16 protein-coding genes are annotated in these 19,966 nt (G+C 71.9%); 9 read left to right on the top strand and 7 right to left on the bottom strand.

Going from position 1 to position 19,966, the window contains the following annotated elements; translation table 11 throughout:
- Positions 1-35: 35 nt before the first annotated feature.
- Positions 36-1,055 carry an aspartate-semialdehyde dehydrogenase gene (locus ACFZDC_RS31570; protein WP_391329202.1) on the bottom strand — a complete coding sequence of 340 codons (1,020 nt, stop codon included), beginning with the start codon at positions 1,053-1,055 and terminating at the stop codon, positions 36-38.
- Positions 1,056-1,396: 341 nt separating this feature from the next.
- Here ACFZDC_RS31570 and ACFZDC_RS31565 point away from each other — a divergent pair, with 341 nt between their 5' ends.
- Both ACFZDC_RS31565 and ACFZDC_RS31560 read left to right on the top strand, forming a co-directional pair.
- A complete protein-coding gene (locus ACFZDC_RS31565; RefSeq protein WP_391329260.1) occupies positions 1,397-1,951 on the top strand; it encodes a sigma-70 family RNA polymerase sigma factor in 555 nt (184 codons plus the stop codon).
- 1 nt (position 1,952) lies between these two features.
- Positions 1,953-2,930 carry a hypothetical protein gene (locus tag ACFZDC_RS31560; protein WP_391329201.1) on the top strand — a complete coding sequence of 326 codons (978 nt, stop codon included), beginning with the start codon at positions 1,953-1,955 and terminating at the stop codon, positions 2,928-2,930.
- Positions 2,931-2,978: 48 nt separating this feature from the next.
- Here ACFZDC_RS31560 and ACFZDC_RS31555 read toward each other — a convergent pair whose 3' ends face one another.
- Both ACFZDC_RS31555 and ACFZDC_RS31550 read right to left on the bottom strand, forming a co-directional pair.
- Positions 2,979-6,299, bottom strand: a complete 3,321-nt coding sequence (locus ACFZDC_RS31555; protein ID WP_391329200.1) for a S8 family serine peptidase — start codon at positions 6,297-6,299, stop codon at positions 2,979-2,981.
- A 157-nt stretch (positions 6,300-6,456) separates the two neighbouring features.
- Positions 6,457-6,999 (bottom strand): CGNR zinc finger domain-containing protein, encoded by a 543-nt coding sequence (locus tag ACFZDC_RS31550; protein ID WP_391329199.1) that lies wholly within the window; start codon positions 6,997-6,999, stop codon positions 6,457-6,459.
- A gap of 109 nt (positions 7,000-7,108) precedes the next feature.
- Here ACFZDC_RS31550 and ACFZDC_RS31545 point away from each other — a divergent pair, with 109 nt between their 5' ends.
- The 6 genes from ACFZDC_RS31545 to ACFZDC_RS31520 all read left to right on the top strand — a co-directional run bounded on the left by ACFZDC_RS31545 (position 7,109) and on the right by ACFZDC_RS31520 (position 13,548).
- Positions 7,109-7,579: a VOC family protein gene (locus ACFZDC_RS31545; protein ID WP_391329198.1), complete on the top strand. Its 471-nt coding sequence runs from the start codon at positions 7,109-7,111 to the stop codon at positions 7,577-7,579.
- A gap of 2 nt (positions 7,580-7,581) precedes the next feature.
- Positions 7,582-8,469 (top strand): pyridoxamine 5'-phosphate oxidase family protein, encoded by an 888-nt coding sequence (locus ACFZDC_RS31540; protein WP_391329197.1) that lies wholly within the window; start codon positions 7,582-7,584, stop codon positions 8,467-8,469.
- A gap of 9 nt (positions 8,470-8,478) precedes the next feature.
- The gene (locus ACFZDC_RS31535) at positions 8,479-9,000 is read left to right on the top strand and encodes an NUDIX domain-containing protein (RefSeq protein WP_391329196.1); all 522 of its coding nucleotides are present in this window, start codon (positions 8,479-8,481) and stop codon (positions 8,998-9,000) included.
- A 167-nt stretch (positions 9,001-9,167) separates the two neighbouring features.
- On the top strand, positions 9,168-10,928 hold the full coding sequence (locus tag ACFZDC_RS31530) for a TIGR03767 family metallophosphoesterase (RefSeq protein ID WP_391329195.1): 1,761 nt from the start codon (positions 9,168-9,170) through the stop codon (positions 10,926-10,928).
- 94 nt (positions 10,929-11,022) lie between these two features.
- Positions 11,023-12,159, top strand: coding sequence for a serine hydrolase (locus ACFZDC_RS31525; protein WP_391329194.1), 1,137 nt, complete (start codon positions 11,023-11,025; stop codon positions 12,157-12,159).
- A gap of 141 nt (positions 12,160-12,300) precedes the next feature.
- On the top strand, positions 12,301-13,548 hold the full coding sequence (locus ACFZDC_RS31520) for a glycosyltransferase (protein ID WP_391329259.1): 1,248 nt from the start codon (positions 12,301-12,303) through the stop codon (positions 13,546-13,548).
- A 106-nt stretch (positions 13,549-13,654) separates the two neighbouring features.
- On the opposite strand, the gene ACFZDC_RS31515 is transcribed toward ACFZDC_RS31520, so the two are convergent.
- On the bottom strand, positions 13,655-14,692 hold the full coding sequence (locus ACFZDC_RS31515) for a hypothetical protein (RefSeq protein ID WP_391329193.1): 1,038 nt from the start codon (positions 14,690-14,692) through the stop codon (positions 13,655-13,657).
- Between the two features lie 207 nt (positions 14,693-14,899).
- Positions 14,900-17,482 carry an aminopeptidase N gene (gene pepN, locus ACFZDC_RS31510; protein WP_391329192.1) on the bottom strand — a complete coding sequence of 861 codons (2,583 nt, stop codon included), beginning with the start codon at positions 17,480-17,482 and terminating at the stop codon, positions 14,900-14,902.
- A 138-nt stretch (positions 17,483-17,620) separates the two neighbouring features.
- On the opposite strand from pepN, the gene ACFZDC_RS31505 reads away from it, so the two are divergent.
- Positions 17,621-18,283, top strand: coding sequence for a DsbA family protein (locus ACFZDC_RS31505; protein ID WP_391329191.1), 663 nt, complete (start codon positions 17,621-17,623; stop codon positions 18,281-18,283).
- 3 nt (positions 18,284-18,286) lie between these two features.
- On the opposite strand, the gene ACFZDC_RS31500 is transcribed toward ACFZDC_RS31505, so the two are convergent.
- Together ACFZDC_RS31500 and ACFZDC_RS31495 are read right to left on the bottom strand one after the other, a co-directional pair.
- A complete protein-coding gene (locus ACFZDC_RS31500; RefSeq protein WP_391329190.1) occupies positions 18,287-18,493 on the bottom strand; it encodes a hypothetical protein in 207 nt (68 codons plus the stop codon).
- A 34-nt stretch (positions 18,494-18,527) separates the two neighbouring features.
- Complete coding sequence (locus ACFZDC_RS31495; RefSeq protein ID WP_391329258.1) at positions 18,528-19,952, bottom strand: FGGY family carbohydrate kinase; 1,425 nt, start codon at positions 19,950-19,952, stop codon at positions 18,528-18,530.
- Positions 19,953-19,966 lie beyond the last annotated feature (14 nt).

Genomic DNA, 19,966 nt, shown 5'->3' with positions numbered 1-19,966 from the left:
CACGCCGACGTGACCGCCCCTTCGCACCCGGTCCCCTACCTGGCGGACAGCTCCGCCGCCACCAGCTCCGCGATCTGGACCGCGTTCAGCGCGGCGCCCTTGCGGAGGTTGTCGTTGGAGATGAACAGGGCCAGGCCGTTGTCCACCGTCTCGTCGCGGCGGATGCGGCCGACATACGACGGGTCCTTGCCGGCCGCCTGCAGCGGGGTCGGGATGTCGGAGAGGGCGACGCCCGGGGCGCCCCCGAGCAGCTCGGTCGCGCGCTCCGGCGCGAGGGGGCGGGCGAAACGGGCGTTGACCTGCAGGGAGTGACCGGAGAACACCGGGACGCGCACGCAGGTGCCGGAGACCTTCAGCTCGGGGATCTCCAGGATCTTGCGGGACTCGTTGCGCAGCTTCTGCTCCTCGTCGGTCTCGTTCAGACCGTCGTCCACGATCGAGCCGGCCAGCGGGAGCACGTTGAAGGCGATGGTGCGCTGGTAGACCTGCGGCTCGGGGAAGTCGACCGCCTCGCCGTCGTGGGTCAGCCTGTCCGCGTCGGCGGCGACCTTCTGCACCTGCCCGTGCAGCTCGGCCACGCCCGCGAGACCGGAGCCGGACACCGCCTGGTAGGTCGCGACGACCAGCGCCTCGAGCCCGGCCTCCTCGTGCAGCGGCTTCAGGACCGGCATCGCGGCCATCGTCGTGCAGTTCGGGTTGGCGATGATGCCCTTGGGACGGTCGGCGATCGCGTGCGGGTTCACCTCGGAGACCACCAGCGGGACCTCGGGGTCCTTCCGCCAGGCCGAGGAGTTGTCGATCACCACGGCGCCCTGGGAGGCGACCTTCTCGGCCAGCGCCTTGGAGGTCGCGCCGCCCGCGGAGAAGAGCACGATGTCGAGGCCGGTGTAGTCGGCGGTCGCCGCGTCCTCCACCGTCACGCCGTCCAGCACGGTCCCGGCCGAGCGGGCCGAGGCGAACAGGCGCAGCTGCGTGACCGGGAAGTTCCGCTCCACGAGAATCCTGCGCATGACCGTGCCGACCTGACCGGTGGCTCCGACGATTCCGACCCTCACGGCGACTCCCTCTGCGTTCTTGCTGCGTGTTTCTTGCGTGACCGGGGCTTTTCCATCATGCGGCCGACCCCGGTCCACCTGTCCAATTCTTTGCGACGCGTGCCCGAGGAGTGGGACACGATCACCCGGCCGACGGTTCCGGACCTCCGTGGTACACCCCGCTGAGCTGCAGATGTTCCCTCGGCGGCGGCTCCGCGCCGAAAGCTGTGCTGTGCGGCCCCTGCCCGTCCGGACCCCGGCCACACGGCGGTGTGACGTACGCCTCTGCATGTCCCGGACACCCGGCCGAACGTTTCCGACCGCTGGGGCGTCGTAGGGGCAAACGCGTGAGGGGGTGGCTTGTGCTGCGCGGAGGGGCGCGCCGCGACCAGGGGGCGTACGCCGGTGCGGACCATACCGGCCGTATCGACGACGATCCACTGGACGCGGCCCAGGAACGCCGGGTGCGGGCGGTGCTCGCGCTCGGTGGAGTGCCGCAGGCGGACCTGCTGGACGGGGTGCAGCAGGTCCGCCTGCGGCTGCTGGAACGGGCCGCGAGCGGGCGCGAGGCGCCGCGGGACGTGTCGGCGTGGGCGGCGGTGGTCGCCTCCAACCTGGCCATGGACTGGCACCGGGCCAAGCGGCGCCAGGAGCGGCTCGGGGAGCGGCTGGCCGCGCTGCGCGAGCCCGCGCATCCCTCCGGCGAGGAGACCAGCCTGCTCTCCCTCGTCGTCGCCCGGGGCCTGGACGACCTGCCGGACGCCCAGCGTCAGGTCCTCATCCTGCGTTTCTTCGCCGACCTGCCGGTGCGCGGGATCGCCGAGGAGCTGGGCATTCCCGAGGGCACGGTCAAGAGCAGGCTGCACACGGCGGTCCGCGCCCTGCGCGAGAGGCTGCACGAGGACGAGGTGGTGTGACGTGACCGCCGAACACGGGGGCGCGGAAGGCGCGGGGGAGTACGCCGGCATGGACGCGCTCATGGCCGCGATCACGGGCGAAGCCCTGCCGGACGAGGCCCGCCGGGACGCCGCCTTCCTGGCCGAACACCGCTCGGCCGAGGCCGACGTGGCAGTGCTGAAGGAACAGCTGGCCTGGCTCGCGGAGGCGCTGACCGGGGAGAGGCCGGCGGGGGAGCCGGCGGCAGGGGACGCCGAGGCGTCGGCAGCGCAGGAGCCCGAACCCACGGAGTCCAGGGGAGCCGCCGGGTCCACGGAGTCCGCGGGTTCTGCGGAGTCCTCGGCAGGCGCGGGGTCCACAGGGCCCGCGCGGTCCGCTCAGCCCGGACAACGCACGAGGAGCGCCACCCGTCCCGTGGGTCCCGAACGCCCGGCCCGCCCCCCACTCCCGGGCCGGCCGTCCGGCCCGCGGCGGGCCCTGCGCATCGCCCTCGGCTCGCTCGCCGGCGTGGCGGCGTTCAGCCTGGTCGTCGGGCTCGGCTGGCTCGCGACGCACTCCGGAGCGGACGACTCGATGAGCGGGAGCGCCGCCGACGCGAAGAGCGCGGACACCGCGCCGGCCCAGTACTCCGGGGACGACGGGCGGCCCTCCGACCCGGCGTCGGCCCTCGCCTGCTACAAACTGGTCGCGGAGGGCATCGTGTCCGAGGTGGCGCCACAGGAGCAGACCCCCTGGACCCGGATCGCGCTGACCGTGACCCGCTCCTACAAGCCCGCCCACGGCCCGGCCGAGGTCACCTTCCTGCTCGACAACGGCGCCGAGCCCGGCCCGCGCAAGGGGCAGCATGTGCTCATCGGGGTCGACCGGGGCCAGGACAACGCCGGCCTGTGGGCCGTCGGCGATGCCCGGGTGGCCGCCAACCGCGCCTGGATCACCGAGGCACTGCCCACGTCCCGCCACACCGCCTGCCCCTCCGCAGAGCCGACCGGCGAACCGTGAGGGGCGGGTGTCCCTCCGGACACCCGCCCCTCAGCTGGGACCACTCCGTTACGGCGTGACCTTCTCGATCTTCACGCTGCCGGTGCCCGCGACCGTGCCTCGGGCGTTCACCAACTGGACCCGGCCGAAGAACTCGCGGCCGGCGGGGGCCTCGGCGGCGGCCGTGACCTGGCCGGTCACCGTGGCCGAGTCACCGGTGCCGAGCTTGACCGGGGTCGAGGAGTCGACCGTGACGGTGCCGAGCGAGGACGAGAAGAACACGTCCCGGTAGTCGTAGTCGGTCGAACCGGCGGGAACCGAGTAGCCCACGACCTGGATCGTGTACGTTCCGGCGGCCGGCGACGGGATGGAGACCGCCTCCTCCGAGTCGCCGTCGGCGGACTGCGCGACCTGCTTGCCGCTCGCGTCGTACACGGTCAGGTCGAGGTCGGCGGCCGCGTCGGAGACGCTGCCGATCGCCACGTCGAGGGACTTCGCGCCGGCCGGGACGTCCACCGTGGTGGTCTGCGTCTCGCCCTGCTTGATGGACGGGCGGGCCGTCTTGGAGGAGCCGAGCGGACCGCCGACCAGCTTGCCGTCGAGGGCCGCGTACGCGTTGGTGACCTTCCAGGAGGCGGTGGCCGGGGCGCCTGCCTTGGCCTCGGGCACGGTCACGGTCTCCGGGTCGAAGGCCGCGCCGAGGACGGAGACGTCCAGCTTGTACGGGTTGTCGAGCAGCGGCGAGGTGCGGCGCGACTCGACCTCGATCTCCCAGACGCCGGCCTGCGGGTCCGCGTACGAACGCACGTCGGGCTTGCAGCCGTTGCCGTCGAGGTAGTTCGGGTAGCAGTACGGGGTGCCGGTGTTGTCGACCGGAGTGCCGTAGGGGTGGATCGCGATGAACCGGGTCTGGCTCTTGTCCTTCAGCCCGCCGATCGCGACCTCGAGCGACTTGGCGCCCTCGGGCACGGTCACGAAGTACGACCGCGTGCTGTTGCGCTGCACCGAACCCGACGGGGAGTAGGTGAAGGACACCGGGGTGGAGACCACGACGGTGGTGAGGATCTGCTTGTCGACCCCCTCCGTCCTCGGGTCGTCGACCTCCAGGATCGCGCTCTTGAGACCCGCCGACCGCGGGGCCGCCTGGACCTTGACCGTCACCGGCTGGTTCAGGGGCAGCTTCACGACGTCGTCGCCGAGGATCCGGAAGGTGCGCTCGGCGTTGTTCGCGAAGTGCAGCTCGTGCCACACCGCCTTGTCCGGGCCGGACGTACGGGTGATGGTGACGTCGTACGTCTTCTTCTGGCCGGTCTTCAGGCCGCCCTCGCGGTCGTACAGGCCGGTGCCGAAGCCCGGGGTCTTCAGGGCGTAGTCGATCGCGGTGTCGACCGGGGCCTTGACGGTGTAGTCGTGGGCCATGGCGTCGTCCTTGATGGAGTCCCACGCGTCCACGATGTTGATCAGACCCGCACCCTCCTCGTACGCCTGCGCACCCTTGATGTGGTCGGCCGTCGAGGTCAGCGCCGTGCGCAGCATGGCGGGTGTCAGGTCGATGCCCTTCCGCTCGGCGGCGCTCAGCAGCAGCGCCGAGGCGCCGGTGGCCTGCGGGGAGGCCATCGAGGTGCCCTGGAGCATCGAGTAGCCGGCCGGCAGCGAGTAGCCCGCCTCGGCGACCGGGGAGCCCGGCAGCCAGGTCTGGGTGCTGTTGATCGCGGCGCCGGGCGCGACCAGGGTCGGGGTGAAGCCGCCGTCCTCACGCGGGCCGCGCGAGGAGAAGGGCATCAGCTGGTACTTCTTCTCCACGACCGAGCCGTAGTTGGCGGCCCAGGTCTCCTTGGAGATGGCCGCGCCGACCGAGATGACCTTGTCCGCGAGGCCCGGGTCGCCGATGGTGTTGGCGCCGGGACCGGAGTTGCCCGCGGAGATGACGAGCTGGACGCCGTAGGTGTCGATGAGCCGCGTGTACAGCTCGGCGCGCGCGTTGTTGCCGTCGTTCAGCGCCGGCAGGCCGCCGATCGACATGTTGACGATGTCGACGCCCCGGTTGACGACCAGGTCGATCATGCCCTCGGTGAGGGCGACGTTGGTGCAGCCGCCGGTCCACGTGCAGGCGCGGGACGAGACGATCTTCGCGCCCGGGGCCGCGCCGTTCATCTTCCCGCCGAACAGGCCGTTGGCGGCGGTGATGCCGGCCACGTGGGTACCGTGCTCGGACTCGATGACGCCGATGTTGACGAAGTCGGCCTTCTTTCCGACCCAGGACCCGCCGTACGGGTCCATCGGCACGTCCTTGCGGATCTGCACGACGAACGGCACCCGCTCCACGACGTCCGTCTTCGGGTCGTCGGTGCCGAAGTAGCCGACCTGGTAGCCGTCCTTGTACGGCTTCATCGGCGTGTCGTCGGTGAAGTCGTGGTTGTTGTTCAGGTCCAGCGTGACCGTGCCGGCCGCCGGGTCGTACAGGACACCCCAGCTGTCGGTGGTGTCGCCGTCCCGGTTGAGGTCGCCCGCCTCGTCGCCGCCGTTGGTGGCGGACTCCTTGAAGGTGCTGATCCCGTACGCGCCCGCCGGCGCCGTCCAGCTCTGCCCGGCGTAGGAGAACGAGGGGCCGGAGACGGCGGTGACCATCGGGCGCCAGGTGGCGTCGCTGTCCACGATCGGGTCGGTCGACGTGACCCAGTCGACGATCTTGCGCTCGCCGGTGGTGGTCCTCTGCAGTGCCGGGTGACCGAGGTCGACGCCGGAGTCGAGGATGCCGATGGTGACGCCCCGGCCGTCCGCCTTCGGGTGCTCCCGCACGAAGTCGACGGCACCGGTCTCGAAGGACGGGTTGTACGGGTTCTCCGCCGGGGTGTTCCTGCCGGGGCCGGAGTAACCGGAGTAAGGGGCCGCCGAGCCCCCGCTCTTGGCGCCCTGCGCGGTGTCCGCGGCCGGCGTCGGGTCGTCGAGCGCGATCTCCTGCCTGAGGTCGATCGCCTGCACCGAGGACAGCTTCGCGGCGGCGGCGATGGCCGAGTCCGCCTTTGCGGTCGGCACGGTGGCCCGGACGTAGCCGAGCTTGTCGTAGGTGCGGCCCACGGAGCCGCCCTTGACCGCGTCCAGTTCCGCGGCGACCTGCTCCGTCTTCCCGGGCGTGGTCGCGATCATCATCGTGACGTTCTTGTCGCCGTCCGCCTTGGCCTCGGCGAGCAGATCGGAGTCGTCCGAACCGAGCTTGTCGTGGGCGGACTTGACGCCGGGGTCGGCGGCCGTGGCGGGCGGCGCGTCCGTGGCGAGGGCCAGGGGTATCGGCCCGGTCGCCGAGAGAGCGGCCACCACGCCCACGGCGACGGCTATGCGGGCCAGGCGTCTGTGACCGGGTATGGGATCGCGCTCGGGGGTGTGGGTCATCGGCATCCCTTGTAGGTAAAGAATCCAGTGCCGGACGAGCGCACAGCTTTACCCAAGGGATGGGACTTTGGGGACCGTTGACCGAATCGAAATGGATGTATGGGGAAAACCCGCGATGGGATTTGAGCGGATAGGACCCCTATAGTCCGGGATTTGCTCAGTTTTCCTTCGAGCGGGCGTAATGGCGGGACGCCTTCGCGCGGTTGCCGCACGCGGCCATCGAGCACCAGCGGCGGGTGCCGTTCCGCGACGTGTCGAAGAAGTGCAGGACGCACGTCTCGTGGGCGCAGCTGCGGATCCGGTCCGGCGCCTGCGCGAGCAGGTCCAGGTAGTTGCGCGCGGCCAGCCAGGCCGGCCCCCAGGACGGGTCGGCGAACTCGGGCTCCTCGGCCGCACCCTCCTCGGTCAGCCGGGCCCGGATGCGCCCGTGCCCGAGCACGGCGTCGACGAGCGGCGCCCCTTGCGCCAGTGACCCGTCCACCGTGGCCTTCAGCGCCTCCCGCGCCTGCCGCAGATGGCGCAGTACGTCCGCGTCGGCCGTGTGGGCGTCGTCGAGCCCGTTGCTCGCCAGCCACACCGCGAGCCCCTCGGGGTCGGCGAGCAGGTCCTGGGCGACGCCCTCCTTGTTCCAGCGGGTGTTGAGCAGGTCGAGCGCGAGGGGCTCACCGGTGAGCGGGCGGGGATCGCGGGCGGTGGACATCGGGCCCTCCTTCTTGGCTAACCGGTCAAGAGTATGTCACCGGTTGACGTCCCCGAGTCTAACCGCCTAATGTCCCATACGACGGTTAGACAATTCGAAAGGGAGAGTCATGACCTTGCGCACCGGCCACACCGGCCTGAACGTCACCGACCTCGATCGCTCGCTGGCCTTCTACCGCGACGTACTGGGCTTCACCCTGCTGGCCGAGGGCACGGAGGACGACCGCAGGTACGCGTTCCTCGGGGACGGGGACGGGGACGGGGACGGGGGCGAGGGCGAGGGGCCCGTTCTCACCCTCTGGCAGCAGGCGCGCGGGTCGTACGACGGGGACCTGGCCGGACTGCACCACCTGGCCTTCACGGCGGACTCGGTGGACCGGGTCCGGGAGTACGGGACGGCGCTTCGGGCCGCCGGGGTGGAGTTCGCGCACGAGGGCCTGGTGGCCCACCGGGAGGGCTCGGCCTCGGGCGGGATCTTCTTCCACGACCCGGACGGCACCCGGCTGGAGATCTCCGTCCCGCACGGCGCCGAGGACGCCCCCGCCCCGCACGCCTCCGCTCCGACCTGCGGCTTCTTCTAGCCATGGGCGTGTATCACGCGGGTTCCCGCGCCGTGCAGGACCTGCTCGGCGTCCGTGACCGCGCCGACCACGTCGGCCGCTTGCTCGGCCAGGGCATCAAACCGGTCGCGGCGGCCTTCCTGGAGATCCAGCCCCTGCTGGTGGTGGGAGCCGCGGACCCCGGTACGGGCCGGGTGTGGGCCTCGCCGATCACGGGCGCCCCGGGCTTCGTCCGGGCCACCGGGCCACGGCAGATGTCCGTCGCGGGAGGGCCACCCCCGGCCGACCCGCTCGCGACGGCCCTGACCGCACCGGGCGCCCCCGTCGCCACCATCGCCCTCGACCCGCGCACCCGCCGCCGGATGCGCCTCAACGGCCGCCTCCGGCCAACGGCCCGGGGCTTCGCGGTCGCGGCCGACCAGGTCTTCGCCAACTGCCCGAGGTACATCCAGCGCCGGGAGTCGTACGAGAGGGTGCCGGACCGCGTGCCGGGCCCACCGCGCTCGGTCGCCGAACTGGACGGCAGCCACGTCCGGTTCATCGCCGCGGCCGACACCTTCTTCCTGGCCACCGTGCACGCCGACGGCGCCGACGTCAGCCACCGGGGCGGCAACCCGGGCTTCGTCCGGGTGGTCTCACCGCAGGAACTGAGCTGGCCGGACTACTCCGGAAACGCCATGTTCCGCACCCTCGGCAACCTGCGCGCCGACCCGCGCGCCGGACTGCTCCTGCTGGACTGGACGACCGGCACCACCCTCCAGCTCACCGGCGAGGCACACACCGAGTTCACCGCCGGCGGCGAACGGACCGTCCGCTTCGTTCTCACGCGGGCCGTGGAGACACCGGCGGCCCTGCCGCTGCGCTGGTCCGCGCCGGAATATTCGCCCGCCAATCCGGCCCCGACGCGCTAACTTCCGTCCATGCGACGGAAGCTGAGGGTGGCGGCCTACGCCGTGTGCGTCCGCGACGGACAGATCCTGCTCGCCCGCTCGCCGGGACCCGACGGCACCCCCGAGTGGGTGCTGCCGGGCGGCGGCATGGAGCACGGCGAGGACCCGTACGACACCGTCCGCCGCGAGGTGACCGAGGAGACCGGCTACCGCATCGGGGTGACCGGCCTCCTCGGCGTGGACTCCTCCCGCCGCGTTTTCCACGGCGGCGGCCTGCGCCGCCGCACCGACCACCACGGAGTGCGGATCGTCTACGAGGGCGAGATCGTGGGCGGTGAGCTCCGCAATGAGGTCGGCGGCTCCACCGACCTCGCCGCCTGGCAGGACCTGGACGCCGTGTCCGGGCTGAACCGGGTGCACCTGGTCGACGTGGCGCTGCGCCTGTGGCGTGACCGGCCGGCGGCCGGTCACGCGGGCCCCGGAGCCTCTCCCCTACCCCAGGAGATGAACGAGGAGCAACCGCTCCCCGGCCACCCGCCATCCGCTCCATGACCGCACCGTCCACCCCGTGATCCACGTACGGTGATCGGCGTTGCGCGTTGCCGCCGCGTTCACGCGCAGGTCATCCCCAGTGCCAACCATCCAGAGCGAGCGGGGCGTTCGTGCCTGTGACGGCCCGCGACCACTGCCGATGCGTTCGCACCCGGGGAGATCGCGCCATGTCGCGCATACGCTCTGTCGCCACCTCCGCACTGGGGGTCCACCGCCGTACCGTCCTCGCCGCCGCCGGAGCGGTCTCGCTCTCCGCGGGCCTCGGCTACGCCCTGCGTCCCACCGACAGCCAGGCCGCCACCACCTCGTCGGAGACGGAGGCGCCCGTCGCCCACTCCCGGCGGGCCTCCGCGGCGACCCCCCTCGCGCCCTACACCAAGGGCACCACCCTCGCCTCCGTCGCCGCACCGCGGAACAGCTCCGGTTACCGGCGCCTGGGCGACGGCCCCGGCTGGCAGCGGGTCGTGCGCGGCGAGCTGGCCGCCCCCAAGTCCGGCCGCGCGGGCCGCCGTACGACCCTCGCGGCGTTCGTGCAGTTCACCGATCTGCACCTGATGGACGTCCAGCACCCGCTGCGCCTGGAGTTCCTGCGCTCCACCGACCCGCACGCCTGGCGCCCGCACGAGGCGCTGACCGTGCCCGGCGCCATCTCGCTCGTCGAGCGGGTCAACGCGCTGCGGGGCGCCCCCGTCACCGGCGCCCCGCTCCACTTCGTGATGACCACCGGCGACAACACCGACAACAACGCCCACTCCGAACTGGAGTGGTTCATGAAGGTGATGAGCGGCGGCCGCATCACCCCCAACTCCGGGGACCCCCGGCACTACGAGGGGGTGCAGAACAGCGGCCTGAAGCTGTACTGGCAGCCCGACTCCACCGCCCGCGACGGCGACAAGGCGCTCGGCTTCCCCCACCTGAAGGGCTTCCTGGCCGCCGCGATCCGCGAGGTGCGCAGCCCCGGCCTCGACCTGCCCTGGTACTCCACCGTCGGCAACCACGACGCCCTCCCGCTCGGCTGCTACGGCTCCCACGGCGACCCCTACCTCGCCGAGGCGGCCATCGGCGGCAAGAAGCTGATGAGCGTGTCCGCCGCCGACGCCAAGAAGCTCCAGGACGCCATCAAGAACGCCAAGGACCCCAAGGGCGTCGGCTACCGCGACTTCCTCAAGGCCCACGCCGGCTCGACGCGCTCGGTCACGGCGGACCAGAAGCGGGCCCCCTACACCTCCGCCGACTTCCTCAAGGCCCACCTGGACCCCGCCCACCAGGGCCACGGGCCGGCCGGCCACGGCTACTCCTCGGCGAACCTCGACGCGGGCACCCAGTACTACGCCTTCCGCATCTCCGACGACGTCATCGGCATCAGCCTCGACACCACCGACGCCGGCGGCCACTACGAGGGCTCCATCGGCACCGCCCAGCTGAAGTGGCTCGACAGGACGCTGAAGGACAACAAGGACTCCTACGCGGTCGTCTTCAGCCACCACACCAGCAAGACGATGACCAACACCCGCCCGGACCCGGCCCACCCCGGGGAGCGGCGCCACAACGGCGCCGAGGTGGTCTCCGTGCTCACCGCCCACACCAACGTCCTCGCCTGGGTGAACGGCCACATCCACAAGAACGTCATCACCCCGCACCAGGCCTCCGGCGGCCGCTCCTTCTGGGAGATCTCCACCGCCTCGCACGTCGACCACCCCCAACTCGCCCGGGTCGTCGAGCTGGTGGACAACAAGGACGGCACGCTCTCGCTCTTCACCACCCTGATCGAGTCCGCCGCCCCGCACCGCACCGACTACGCCGACCTCTCCCAGACCGGCCTCGCCGCCCTCTACCGGGAGCTGGCCTACAACGCCCCCGGCGCCAAAAAGACCCTCGCGGGCAGCGCGGCCGACCGGAACACCGAGCTGGTGCTGAAGAAGGGCTGATACTCACTCAACTGGCCCACACCGAAGCAACCTTCGCGCAACACCCCAGGGTCCCTTCCCCCGACCGAACCGAACGGCACAGTTGGGGGAAGACATGCGCGTACGCACGACGCTGGTGGGCGCCACCGCCCTGCTCCTCGCGGCGGCCCTTGCGGGCCCGGCCGTCGCGGCCGCCGGCCCCGCCTCGGGCGGCCACTCCGGCACCCGCCGGGCGCTGGAGGCGGCCGTCCGGACGGGGGTGCCCGGCGTGACCGCCACCGCGAAGGACTCCCACGGCACCTGGTCCACGACCGCGGGCGTGGGCGACACCCGTACGGGCAGGCCGCGCTCGACGGCCGACCGCTACCGCGTCGGCAGCATCACCAAGACGTTCGTCTCCACCGTCCTGCTCCAGCTGGAGGCGGAGGGCCGGCTCTCCCTGGACGACAGGGTGGAGAAGTGGCTGCCCGGAGTCGTCCACGGCCACGGCCACGACGGGAGCCGCATCACCGTCCGCCAGCTCCTCAACCACACCAGCGGCATCTACAACTACACGGCCGACGACGACTTCGGCCGCGCCTACTTCCTCAAGGACGGTTTCTTCCGGCACCGCTACGACACGCTCAGCCCGCGTGACCTGGTGGCCGTCGCGATGAAGCACGAGCCGGACTTCGCGCCGGGCACGTCCTGGAACTACTCCAACACCAACTACGTCCTGGCCGGCATGGTGATCGAGGAGGTGACCGGCCACTCCTACGCCACGGAGATCACCCAACGCATCATCGACCCCCTGCACCTCACCGCCACCTCCCTCCCCGGCACCCGGGTCACCGTCCCCCGTCCCAGCAGCCGTGCCTACTCGAAACTGGCCGAGGCGGCGACGGGCCCGACGTACGACGTCACGACCCTCAACCCCTCCCTCGCCTCGTCGGCCGGCGAAATGATCTCGGACTCCGCGGACCTGGACCGCTTCTACGGCGCTCTGCTGCGCGGAAGGCTGCTCCCGCCCGAGCAGCTGAAGGAAATGAAGACCACCGTGAAGATCGACGGCGCCCCGAACACCGGCTACGGCCTCGGTCTCATGGACACCCGGCTGACCTGCGGCGTCCACGTCTGGGGCCACGACGGCGGCATCCACGGCTCCACGTCCTCGGCGGTGACCACGGCCGACGGCCGCCACTCCCTGGCCTTCAACTTCAACGGGGACTGGGCCGGGGACCACAGCGCGGTGATCGAAGGGGAATTCTGTTAGCCAACGTTTCATTCCCGCCATTGCGCGTTAACCAGGACGCAATGTCCGTACCGCCTCATATCGGCTAACCCGCTGTGAACGGGGATGGCTCGATTTACGTGCAAGGCGGGTGGTCGTGTGCGCACCAGGCGCGGACTGCGTGTGCTCTCGGTCTACGAGGGCTTCTTCTCCGGAGGGGCCAGGATCGTGCACAGCGACGTGGTGCTGGGGCTGGCCGAGGGTGGCCAGTCCCACCGGGTGCTCAGCATCCATGGAGAGGTCCATCGCGAGGCCACCCGGCAGCGGATGGAGGACGACCACTGCTACCGGGCGCTGACGGCCGGCGAGGTCGGGGTCGCCTCGCTGGGCCGCACCGCGGGCCTGGTGGACGGCTCAATGGCCGCGTCGGATTTCAGCGGGCCGGAGCTGGCCGAAACCGCTCGGTCCATGGCCGCCGCGGATGTGATCCTCTCGCTCAAGGAGCAGCCGCTCGCCCTGCTGAACCAGGCGGGCCTGCCCCGCCGGCCGGTCGTGGTCTGCCTGCACCGCTCCGACCCGGAGAACCAGGGGGCGGCCCTGGACGAGCTGAAGGCCGCCATCGCGGACGGCACGGTGGTGGCGTGCGTGTGCTGCGCGGAGTCGACGCGGGCGGCCTACGAGGACGCGGGCATCCCGGCCGAGCTGCTGCACGTCATCCCCAACGGGGTCGACCTGCTCCGGTTCCGTCCGGACGCGGCGGCCCGGCTCGCGTTCCGCGCCTCACTGGGCATTCCGGCGACGGCCCCGGTCGTCGTCCTCGCGGCCCGGTACGCACAGATGAAGAACGTTCCCCTCTTCCTCCAGGCCGCGCGGACCTGGCTGGCGCGCGAGGGCGGCGGGCACGTGGTGATGTGCGGGGCCGGGATGACGGACGCCAACCCCGCCCTGTGGGCGGACAGGGAGATCGCCTTCGCCGGGGAGCGGGACCTCACCGACCGGGTGCACCTGCTCGGGGTGCGGCACGACATGGAGGCCGTCTACGCCGGCGCCGACGTCGTCGCCCTGACCTCCGTCTCTGGGGAGGCGGCACCGCTGTGCCTGATCGAGGGCATGATGTGCGGAACCGTCCCGGTGACGACGGACGTCGGCGACAGCGCGTCGATCGCGGCGGGCCACGGCTTCGTCACCCCGCCGGACCCGGGCGCGATCGCCCTGGCCTGGTCGAGCGCGATCGCCGGCCGCGCGCAGCTGACCGCGGCGCTGGAGCGCAGCCGGGAGCGGTTCAGCCGTACCCGGATGATCGCGGCGTACGCCGCGCTGCTCGACGAGGTGTACGCGTCCCACGTGCGCGGGCAGCGGATCGTCGTGCAGCACGCGGTGGGCGACGCCCTGACACCACTGCCCGCCCCGGAAGACCACGGCACGCCGTAGGCCGCTCATGCCGGTCACACCCATCGGTGACCCGGTCATGAGGAGGGGCCACCGGTGTCGACCGGTGGCCCCTCCTCTCCCCTCCTGATGCGCTCCCGGTCCGTCACTACCTGGGCAGCACCACGACGTACGCGGCCGGGTCGCGGTCGCCGGACGCCATCAGCGCCGTACGGACCACCGTCGCCTGCTGCGCCAGGGACTCCCTGAGCTTCCTGGGGGTGATGTAGACGACCGTGATCCCCAGCCGTTCCAAGTGCTCCCGCTTGCGCGCGTATTCCGACCACAGGGCGTCCTCGTCCTGACGGGGGGCCCGGGTGTCCAGTTCCACCGCCACCGCCTGCTCGGGCCAGTACGCGTCCAGACCGCCGAGGTGGGGGCCGCCCGGCAGGCGCAGATCCACGTTCCAGACCGGGTCGGGCAGGCCGTACTCGGCGACCATCCGGTAGAGGCGGTTCTCGGCGATGGCCCGGCCCTCGGCGAGCAGCGCGTCCACGGCGTCCACCACGTGGGGGCGGGTCAGCAGCTTCGCCTGGGTCAATTCGCTCACCACGGACGCCGGTTCACAGTGGCCGCCGCGCACCGCCTCGGTCAGCAGCCGGCGTACCACGTTCGCGTCCGTCAACTCCGCCACCGTGTCGGCCAGTGCGCGCGGCACCGGCGCCACCGGCAGGCCCGTCACCGCGCGCGGGGCGGGAAGGCTGGGGGTGCGCAGGACACGGACGTAGCCGCTGGAGCGCAGCCGGCGCAGGCGGGGGACCAGCACGTCGACGCGGTCCAGGGAGAGCAGCGGCGGGGTGGAGGAGAAGCCGTGCAGGGTCAGGGCCGCGAGACCCGTGATCACGGCTTCCGCGTACACCGGGCGATGGGGGTCGTCGGCGGTGGGCTGGGCCGGGACACCCGGGACCGACTCCCGTGCCGCGTACAGCAGGGCTCCGTGCAGCCGCTCCTCGCTCGTCGGCGGGCCGGGGCGGAGCAGCACCACGTTGGGCAGCAGCAGTTGCCAGGGACCGCCGGGGCGGCACTGTTCGTTCAGCTCGGCCGTCGAGACGCCGTGGGAGCGGAGCTGGGCCGCCGTCAGGACGCGGCGGTGCACCTCGGAGAGGTGCCGGAGGGGGCGGGGGGAGACCGGGGTGTTGTGCGACATGGCGTCGAGATTCCCGCGTCCCGTCCCTTCCGTAACCGCTGTTACACGCTCGTCGAGGAATGCGGACAAGGCGGTACTAAAGGACGGATGTTCGGATGCCGAGTAGGTACTGAAAACCCCTGGTCCGATCGGGTGCGGACCAGGGGTTACGGTTGCTATTGCCTGAATTCCGTAACGGTCACCGACCAGGCAAGCTCAGGCCAAGGATCATGCTCCGGCCGCCGCCGTGTCGCACGCCTGTGCGCGCAGCGACCGTGCCAGGTCGTCCCGCGCCTCCAGCACGAGCCGGCGCAGAGCGGGCGCCGCGTCCGCGTGGGACTCCAGCCACGCGTCCGCCGCCTCCAGCGTCTCCGGACGGTCCTGGAAGGAGGGGAACAGACCCCGTACGACGTCCATCCCGATCTGGATCGACCGCTCCCGCCACACCCGCTCGATCGCCGCGAAGTACAACTGGGCGTACGGCGCCGTCAGCTCCCGCTGCGAGGGCTGGTCGAAGCCCGCGATCGTCGCCTCCACCAGGGCGTTGGACAGGGCGTCGGACTCCACGACCTGCGCCCAGGCCTGTGCCTTGACCGCCGCCGACGGGCGCGCGGCGAGGCAGCGGACCTGGTGACGCTTGCCGGACGCCGTGTCGTCCCGGGCCAGTTCGGCGGCGAGGATAGACTCGTCGGCCACCCCGTGGGCCGCCAGCGGCTCCAGGAACGCCCAGCGCAGCTCCTGGTCGACCTCCAGACCCTCGACCGTCTCGGTGCCGTCCAGCAGGCCCTTCAGCAGCGCGAGCTCCGCCTCGGCGGAGGCGGCCGTCGCGAAGAAGCGCGCCCAGGCCAGCTGGTGCTCACTGCCGGGCTCGGCCGCCCGCAGCTCCCGCAGCGCGCCCTCGGCGAGCAGCTGTTCGCCCGTCGCCCGCCAGGCCGGCGACGCGTAGTGCGCCAGCGCCGAGTTCGCCCAGGCGTGCAGCATCTGCAGCACCCCGATGTCGGACTCCCGGCCCGCGAACCGCAGCACCAGGTCCACGAAGTCCCGCGCCGGCAGCAGGGCGTCCCGGGTGAGGTTCCACAGCGCCGACCAGCACAGGGCGCGGGCCAGCGGATCGGTCAGCGCACCCAGGTGCTCGCGCAGGGTCGCCAGCGAGGTCTCGTCGAAGCGGATCTTGCAGTAGGTCAGGTCGTCGTCGTTGACCAGCACCAGCTCCGGCGCCTCGGCACCGGCCAGCTCCGCCACGACCGTACGCGCACCCTCCACGTCCGTCTCCACGCGCGCGTACCGCTCCAGTGCCCCCTCGGGCATGCGGCGGTACAGGCCCACCGCGACCCGGTGCGGGCGCAGCTCCGGGTGCGACTCCGGGGCGTCCTGGACGACGGCCAGCTCGGCGATCCGGCCGCCCTCGGTGTCCAGCAGCACCTGCGGGGTCAGCGAGTTCACCCCGGCCGTCTGCAGCCAGGAGCGGGCCCAGGTGGTCATGTCCCGGCCGCTGGTCTCCGCCAGCACCGACAGCAGGTCGCCCAGGCGCGTGTTGCCGTACGCGTTCCGCTTGAAGTAGCGGCGGGCGCCCTCGAGGAAGGCGTCCTGGCCGACGTACGCCACCAGCTGCTTCAGCACGGAGGCGCCCTTGGCGTACGTGATGCCGTCGAAGTTGAGCTTGGCGTCCTGCAGGTCGCGGATGTCCGCGGTGATCGGGTGCGTGGAGGGCAGCTGGTCCGCGCGGTAGGCCCAGGCCTTGCGGCGGTTGGCGAAGGTGATCCAGGCATCGGTGAAGCGGGTCGCGCCGACGTTCGCGAACGTGCCCATGAAGTCCGCGAAGGACTCCTTGAGCCACAGGTCGTCCCACCACACCATGGTGACCAGGTCGCCGAACCACATGTGCGCCATCTCGTGCAGGATGACGTTGGCCCGGGCCTCGTACGACGCCTGCGTCACCTTCCCGCGGAAGATGTACTCCTCGCGGAAGGTCACCAGACCCGGGTTCTCCATCGCGCCCAGGTTGTACTCGGGCACGAACGCCTGGTCGTACTTCCCGAACGGGTACGGGTAGTCGAAGTGGTCGTGGAAGAAGTCCAGGCCCTGCTTGGTGACCAGGAAGACGTCGTCGGCGTCGAAGTAGGGCGCGAGTCCCTTGCGGCATAGGGCGCCGAGCGGGATCTCCAGCTTCGTCCCGTCCTGGAAGGTGCGGGAGTAGGTGTCGGTCACGTAGTGGTACGGACCCGCGACGACGCAGGTGATGTACGTGGAGATCGGCTCGGTCTCCGCGAACCGCCACACCCCGTCCACGAGTTCGCCCGCGCCGTTGCCCCACACCGTCCAGCCCTCGGGCGCCTGCACCTCGAAGCGGTAGGGCGCCTTCAGGTCCGGCTGCTCGAAGTTCGCGAAGACACGGCGGGCGTCGGCCGGCTCGTACTGGGTGTAGAGGTAGACCTCGCCGTCCTCGGGGTCCACGAAGCGGTGCAGGCCCTCCCCGGTGCGGGAGTAGGCGCACTGGGCGTCGACCGTCAGCTCGTTCTCGGCGGCCAGGTCCTCCAGGGCGATCCGGTAGCCGTCGAAGACCTCGCCGGGGTCCAGATCCCTCCCGTTGAGCGTGACCGACGTCACGCTCGGCGCGACCAGATCCGCGAAGCTCGACGCGCCCGGCTCGCTGCAGCGGAACCTGATCGTGGTCACCGACCGGAAGGCGCGCGGCTCGCCGTCCCCGTCGCCGACGGCGGAGCGCAGGTCCAGCGCCACGTCGTACCCGTCGACGGACAGCAGGGCGGCCCGCTCCCGGGCCTCGTCGCGGGTCAGATTCTCACCGGGCACGGGCGGCACTCCCTCGTGATCGCTTGGGTGGGGTGGAACAGGACCGATCCTGCCACGCGCCCCTGACAGGGGGCACCAGGGAATGGGGGTGCCGGCGGCAATGTTGCTCCTTCAAAAGCCCCATTGTTGAGGAGAAGCATGTCCGAGACCGCGACCACGTCCGGCAAGACGCCCGTGGACTTCTGGTTCGACCCGCTGTGCCCCTGGGCCTGGATGACCTCCCGCTGGGTGCTGGAGGTGGAGAAGGTCCGCGACATCGAGGTCCGCTGGCACGTCATGAGCCTCGCCGTCCTCAACGAGAACAGGCTGGACGAGCTGCCCGAGGAGTACCGGGAGATGCTCGCCACCAAGGCCTGGCAGCCGGTGCGCGTGGTCACCGCGGCCTGGCAGAAGCACGGTGCCGACATCCTCGGCCCCCTCTACACCGCGCTCGGCACCCGGATCCACAACAACGGCGAGGGACCGACCCTGGAGGCCCTCGCCGGCGCGCTCGCGGACGTCGGCCTGCCCGCCGAGCTGATCGAGTACGCCGAGCAGAAGGACTTCGAGTTCGACTCCGAGCTCCGTGCCTCCCACAAGGAGGGCATCGAGAAGGTCGGCCAGGACGTCGGCACCCCGGTCATCGCGGTCCCGGGCCCCGACGGCGAGCAGATCGCCTTCTTCGGTCCCGTGGTCACCCCCGCCCCCAAGGGCGAGGAGGCGGCCCGCCTGTGGGACGGCGCCCTGGCGGTCGCCTCCGTCCCGGGCTTCTACGAGATCAAGCGGACCCGCACCAAGGGGCCCGACTTCAGCAACCTCTGACCGTCACGTGTCCTCGGGAGGGGGGAACCAGCCGCCGTCGGTCCAGTTCCAGCTCCGCTGGTAGCGGCGGCACCCCTCCCGGGTGCAGCGGACGTAGGCCCCGGGCGCGTACGTCGCCTTCTCCTTGCGGACGTGCTCCTTCTCCTCGTCGGTGAGCGGGCGGAACGCCTGCAGCGGGCCGCCGCAGCTCGGGCATCGCTTGAACTCCATGTACCACCTTCCGTAACGGTGGGCCGGACCGCGGTCACCGCCGCGCCCGGTCCCTGGCCGCTGCGAGTCGCTCCAGGTGCTCCTCGTAGCCCTTCGTGTAGTACGCCGCCCGGTCGGCGTCCGGCTCCACCACGAGCGTCGGCCGGGTCCAGCGGTCCGCGTCCAGTGTGACCCCGTACCGCTCGGCCGCCGCCAGGACCGCGCCCCGCGCGCCCACCTCGCCCCCGACCACCCGCAGCGGGCGGCCCAGGACGTCGGCCAGCAGCCGCATCCAGACGGGGCTGCGGGTACCGCCGCCGCACACCGCGAGCGTGCCGGTCAGGCCCGCCGCCGCCAGGCAGTGCCGGGCCGCGTAGCCGATGCCCTCGCAGGTGGCGCGGATCAGGTCGGCGGGTGTCGACTCCAGCGAGACACCGCTGAGTTCGGCCCGCAGCCGGGGCTCCACGAAGGGGGCGCGCTCGCCGGAGGGCGCGAAGTACGGCAGCACACGCACGCCGTGCGCACCGGGCGGGGTGGCGGCCAGCAGGGCGTCGACCTCCGGGTGCCGGACGCCCGTCGTCGTCAGCACCCAGTCCAGGGCCGCCGTACCGACCATCGCGGGCATCGCACGCAGCCAGTGGCCGGGCCGGTCGGTGGAGATGTACAGACCGGCCGGTTCACCGTCGAGGGCCGGCTCGGTGGTGGCGACCAGGCTCGCCAGGCACGTGCCCACGATCAGCAGACCGTCGCCGGGCGCGGTGACCCCCGCGCCGAGCGCACAGGCGGGCAGGTCGTACGGGCCGTTCGCCAGCCGGGTGCCGGGCGGCAGCCCCTCGTGCGTCTCGCCCGTCGCCACCGGGTCGCTCACGTCGGCGAGCAGGCCCCGGCGGTGGGTCAGACCGAGCAGTTCCACGACCCGGTCGTCGTAGGACCGGGTGCGCGGGTCCAGGAACGGCATCGACGCGTCCGACACGTCGGTCACCGCCCGCGCGGCGCCGGTCAGCCGCTGGAAGACCATGTCCTTGCAGGAGACGGCCGCCGCGGCCGCGTCCAGCGACTTCGGCTCGTGCCGGTCCAGCCAGGCCAGCAGCGGGCCCGGACAGCCCGGGAACATCGCGCTGCCGGTGCGCCGGAAGACGGTTTCGAAGGTGCCGTCCGCCAGCCACTGGTCCACCAGTTCATGGGCCCGGCCGTCCATCCAGGAGGCCGCCGGCCGCACCGGACGGCCCGCCGCGTCCACCAGCCACACCCCGTCGCCCTGCCCGGTCAGCCCGGCCAGCTCCACCGGCCCGGGCAGCCGCGCGGTCAGTGCCCGGAGTACGGCGACGACGGCCCCGTACACCTCGTCCATGTCCTGCTCCACGGCCCCGCCGCGCAGGTCGAGACCCACCGGCCGCGCCTCGACGCCCAGTTCGCGACCGGCACGGTCGAAGGCGGCGGCCTTCACCATGGACGTGCCCACATCGATCCCGACGTACATCACGCTCCCCATGT

It is taken from the genome of Streptomyces sp. NPDC007905 (assembly GCF_042959345.1).
Lineage (GTDB): Bacteria > Actinomycetota > Actinomycetes > Streptomycetales > Streptomycetaceae > Streptomyces.
Note: the sequence above shows the minus strand (reverse complement) of the source record. Positions and strands in the feature narration are given on the sequence as shown.

Bases quoted from the DNA above. Each gene is read 5' to 3' on its own strand.
- ACFZDC_RS31555 (WP_391329200.1), bottom strand. From the start codon at position 6,299: ATGACCCACACCCCCGAGCGCGATCCCATACCCGGTCACAGACGCCTG.
- ACFZDC_RS31550 (WP_391329199.1), bottom strand. From the start codon at position 6,999: ATGTCCACCGCCCGCGATCCCCGCCCGCTCACCGGTGAGCCCCTCGCG.
- ACFZDC_RS31545 (WP_391329198.1), top strand. From the start codon at position 7,109: ATGACCTTGCGCACCGGCCACACCGGCCTGAACGTCACCGACCTCGAT.
- ACFZDC_RS31540 (WP_391329197.1), top strand. From the start codon at position 7,582: ATGGGCGTGTATCACGCGGGTTCCCGCGCCGTGCAGGACCTGCTCGGC.
- ACFZDC_RS31535 (WP_391329196.1), top strand. From the start codon at position 8,479: ATGCGACGGAAGCTGAGGGTGGCGGCCTACGCCGTGTGCGTCCGCGAC.
- ACFZDC_RS31530 (WP_391329195.1), top strand. From the start codon at position 9,168: ATGTCGCGCATACGCTCTGTCGCCACCTCCGCACTGGGGGTCCACCGC.
- ACFZDC_RS31525 (WP_391329194.1), top strand. From the start codon at position 11,023: ATGCGCGTACGCACGACGCTGGTGGGCGCCACCGCCCTGCTCCTCGCG.
- ACFZDC_RS31515 (WP_391329193.1), bottom strand. From the start codon at position 14,692: ATGTCGCACAACACCCCGGTCTCCCCCCGCCCCCTCCGGCACCTCTCC.
- ACFZDC_RS31505 (WP_391329191.1), top strand. From the start codon at position 17,621: ATGTCCGAGACCGCGACCACGTCCGGCAAGACGCCCGTGGACTTCTGG.
- ACFZDC_RS31500 (WP_391329190.1), bottom strand. From the start codon at position 18,493: ATGGAGTTCAAGCGATGCCCGAGCTGCGGCGGCCCGCTGCAGGCGTTC.
- ACFZDC_RS31495 (WP_391329258.1), bottom strand. From the start codon at position 19,952: ATGTACGTCGGGATCGATGTGGGCACGTCCATGGTGAAGGCCGCCGCC.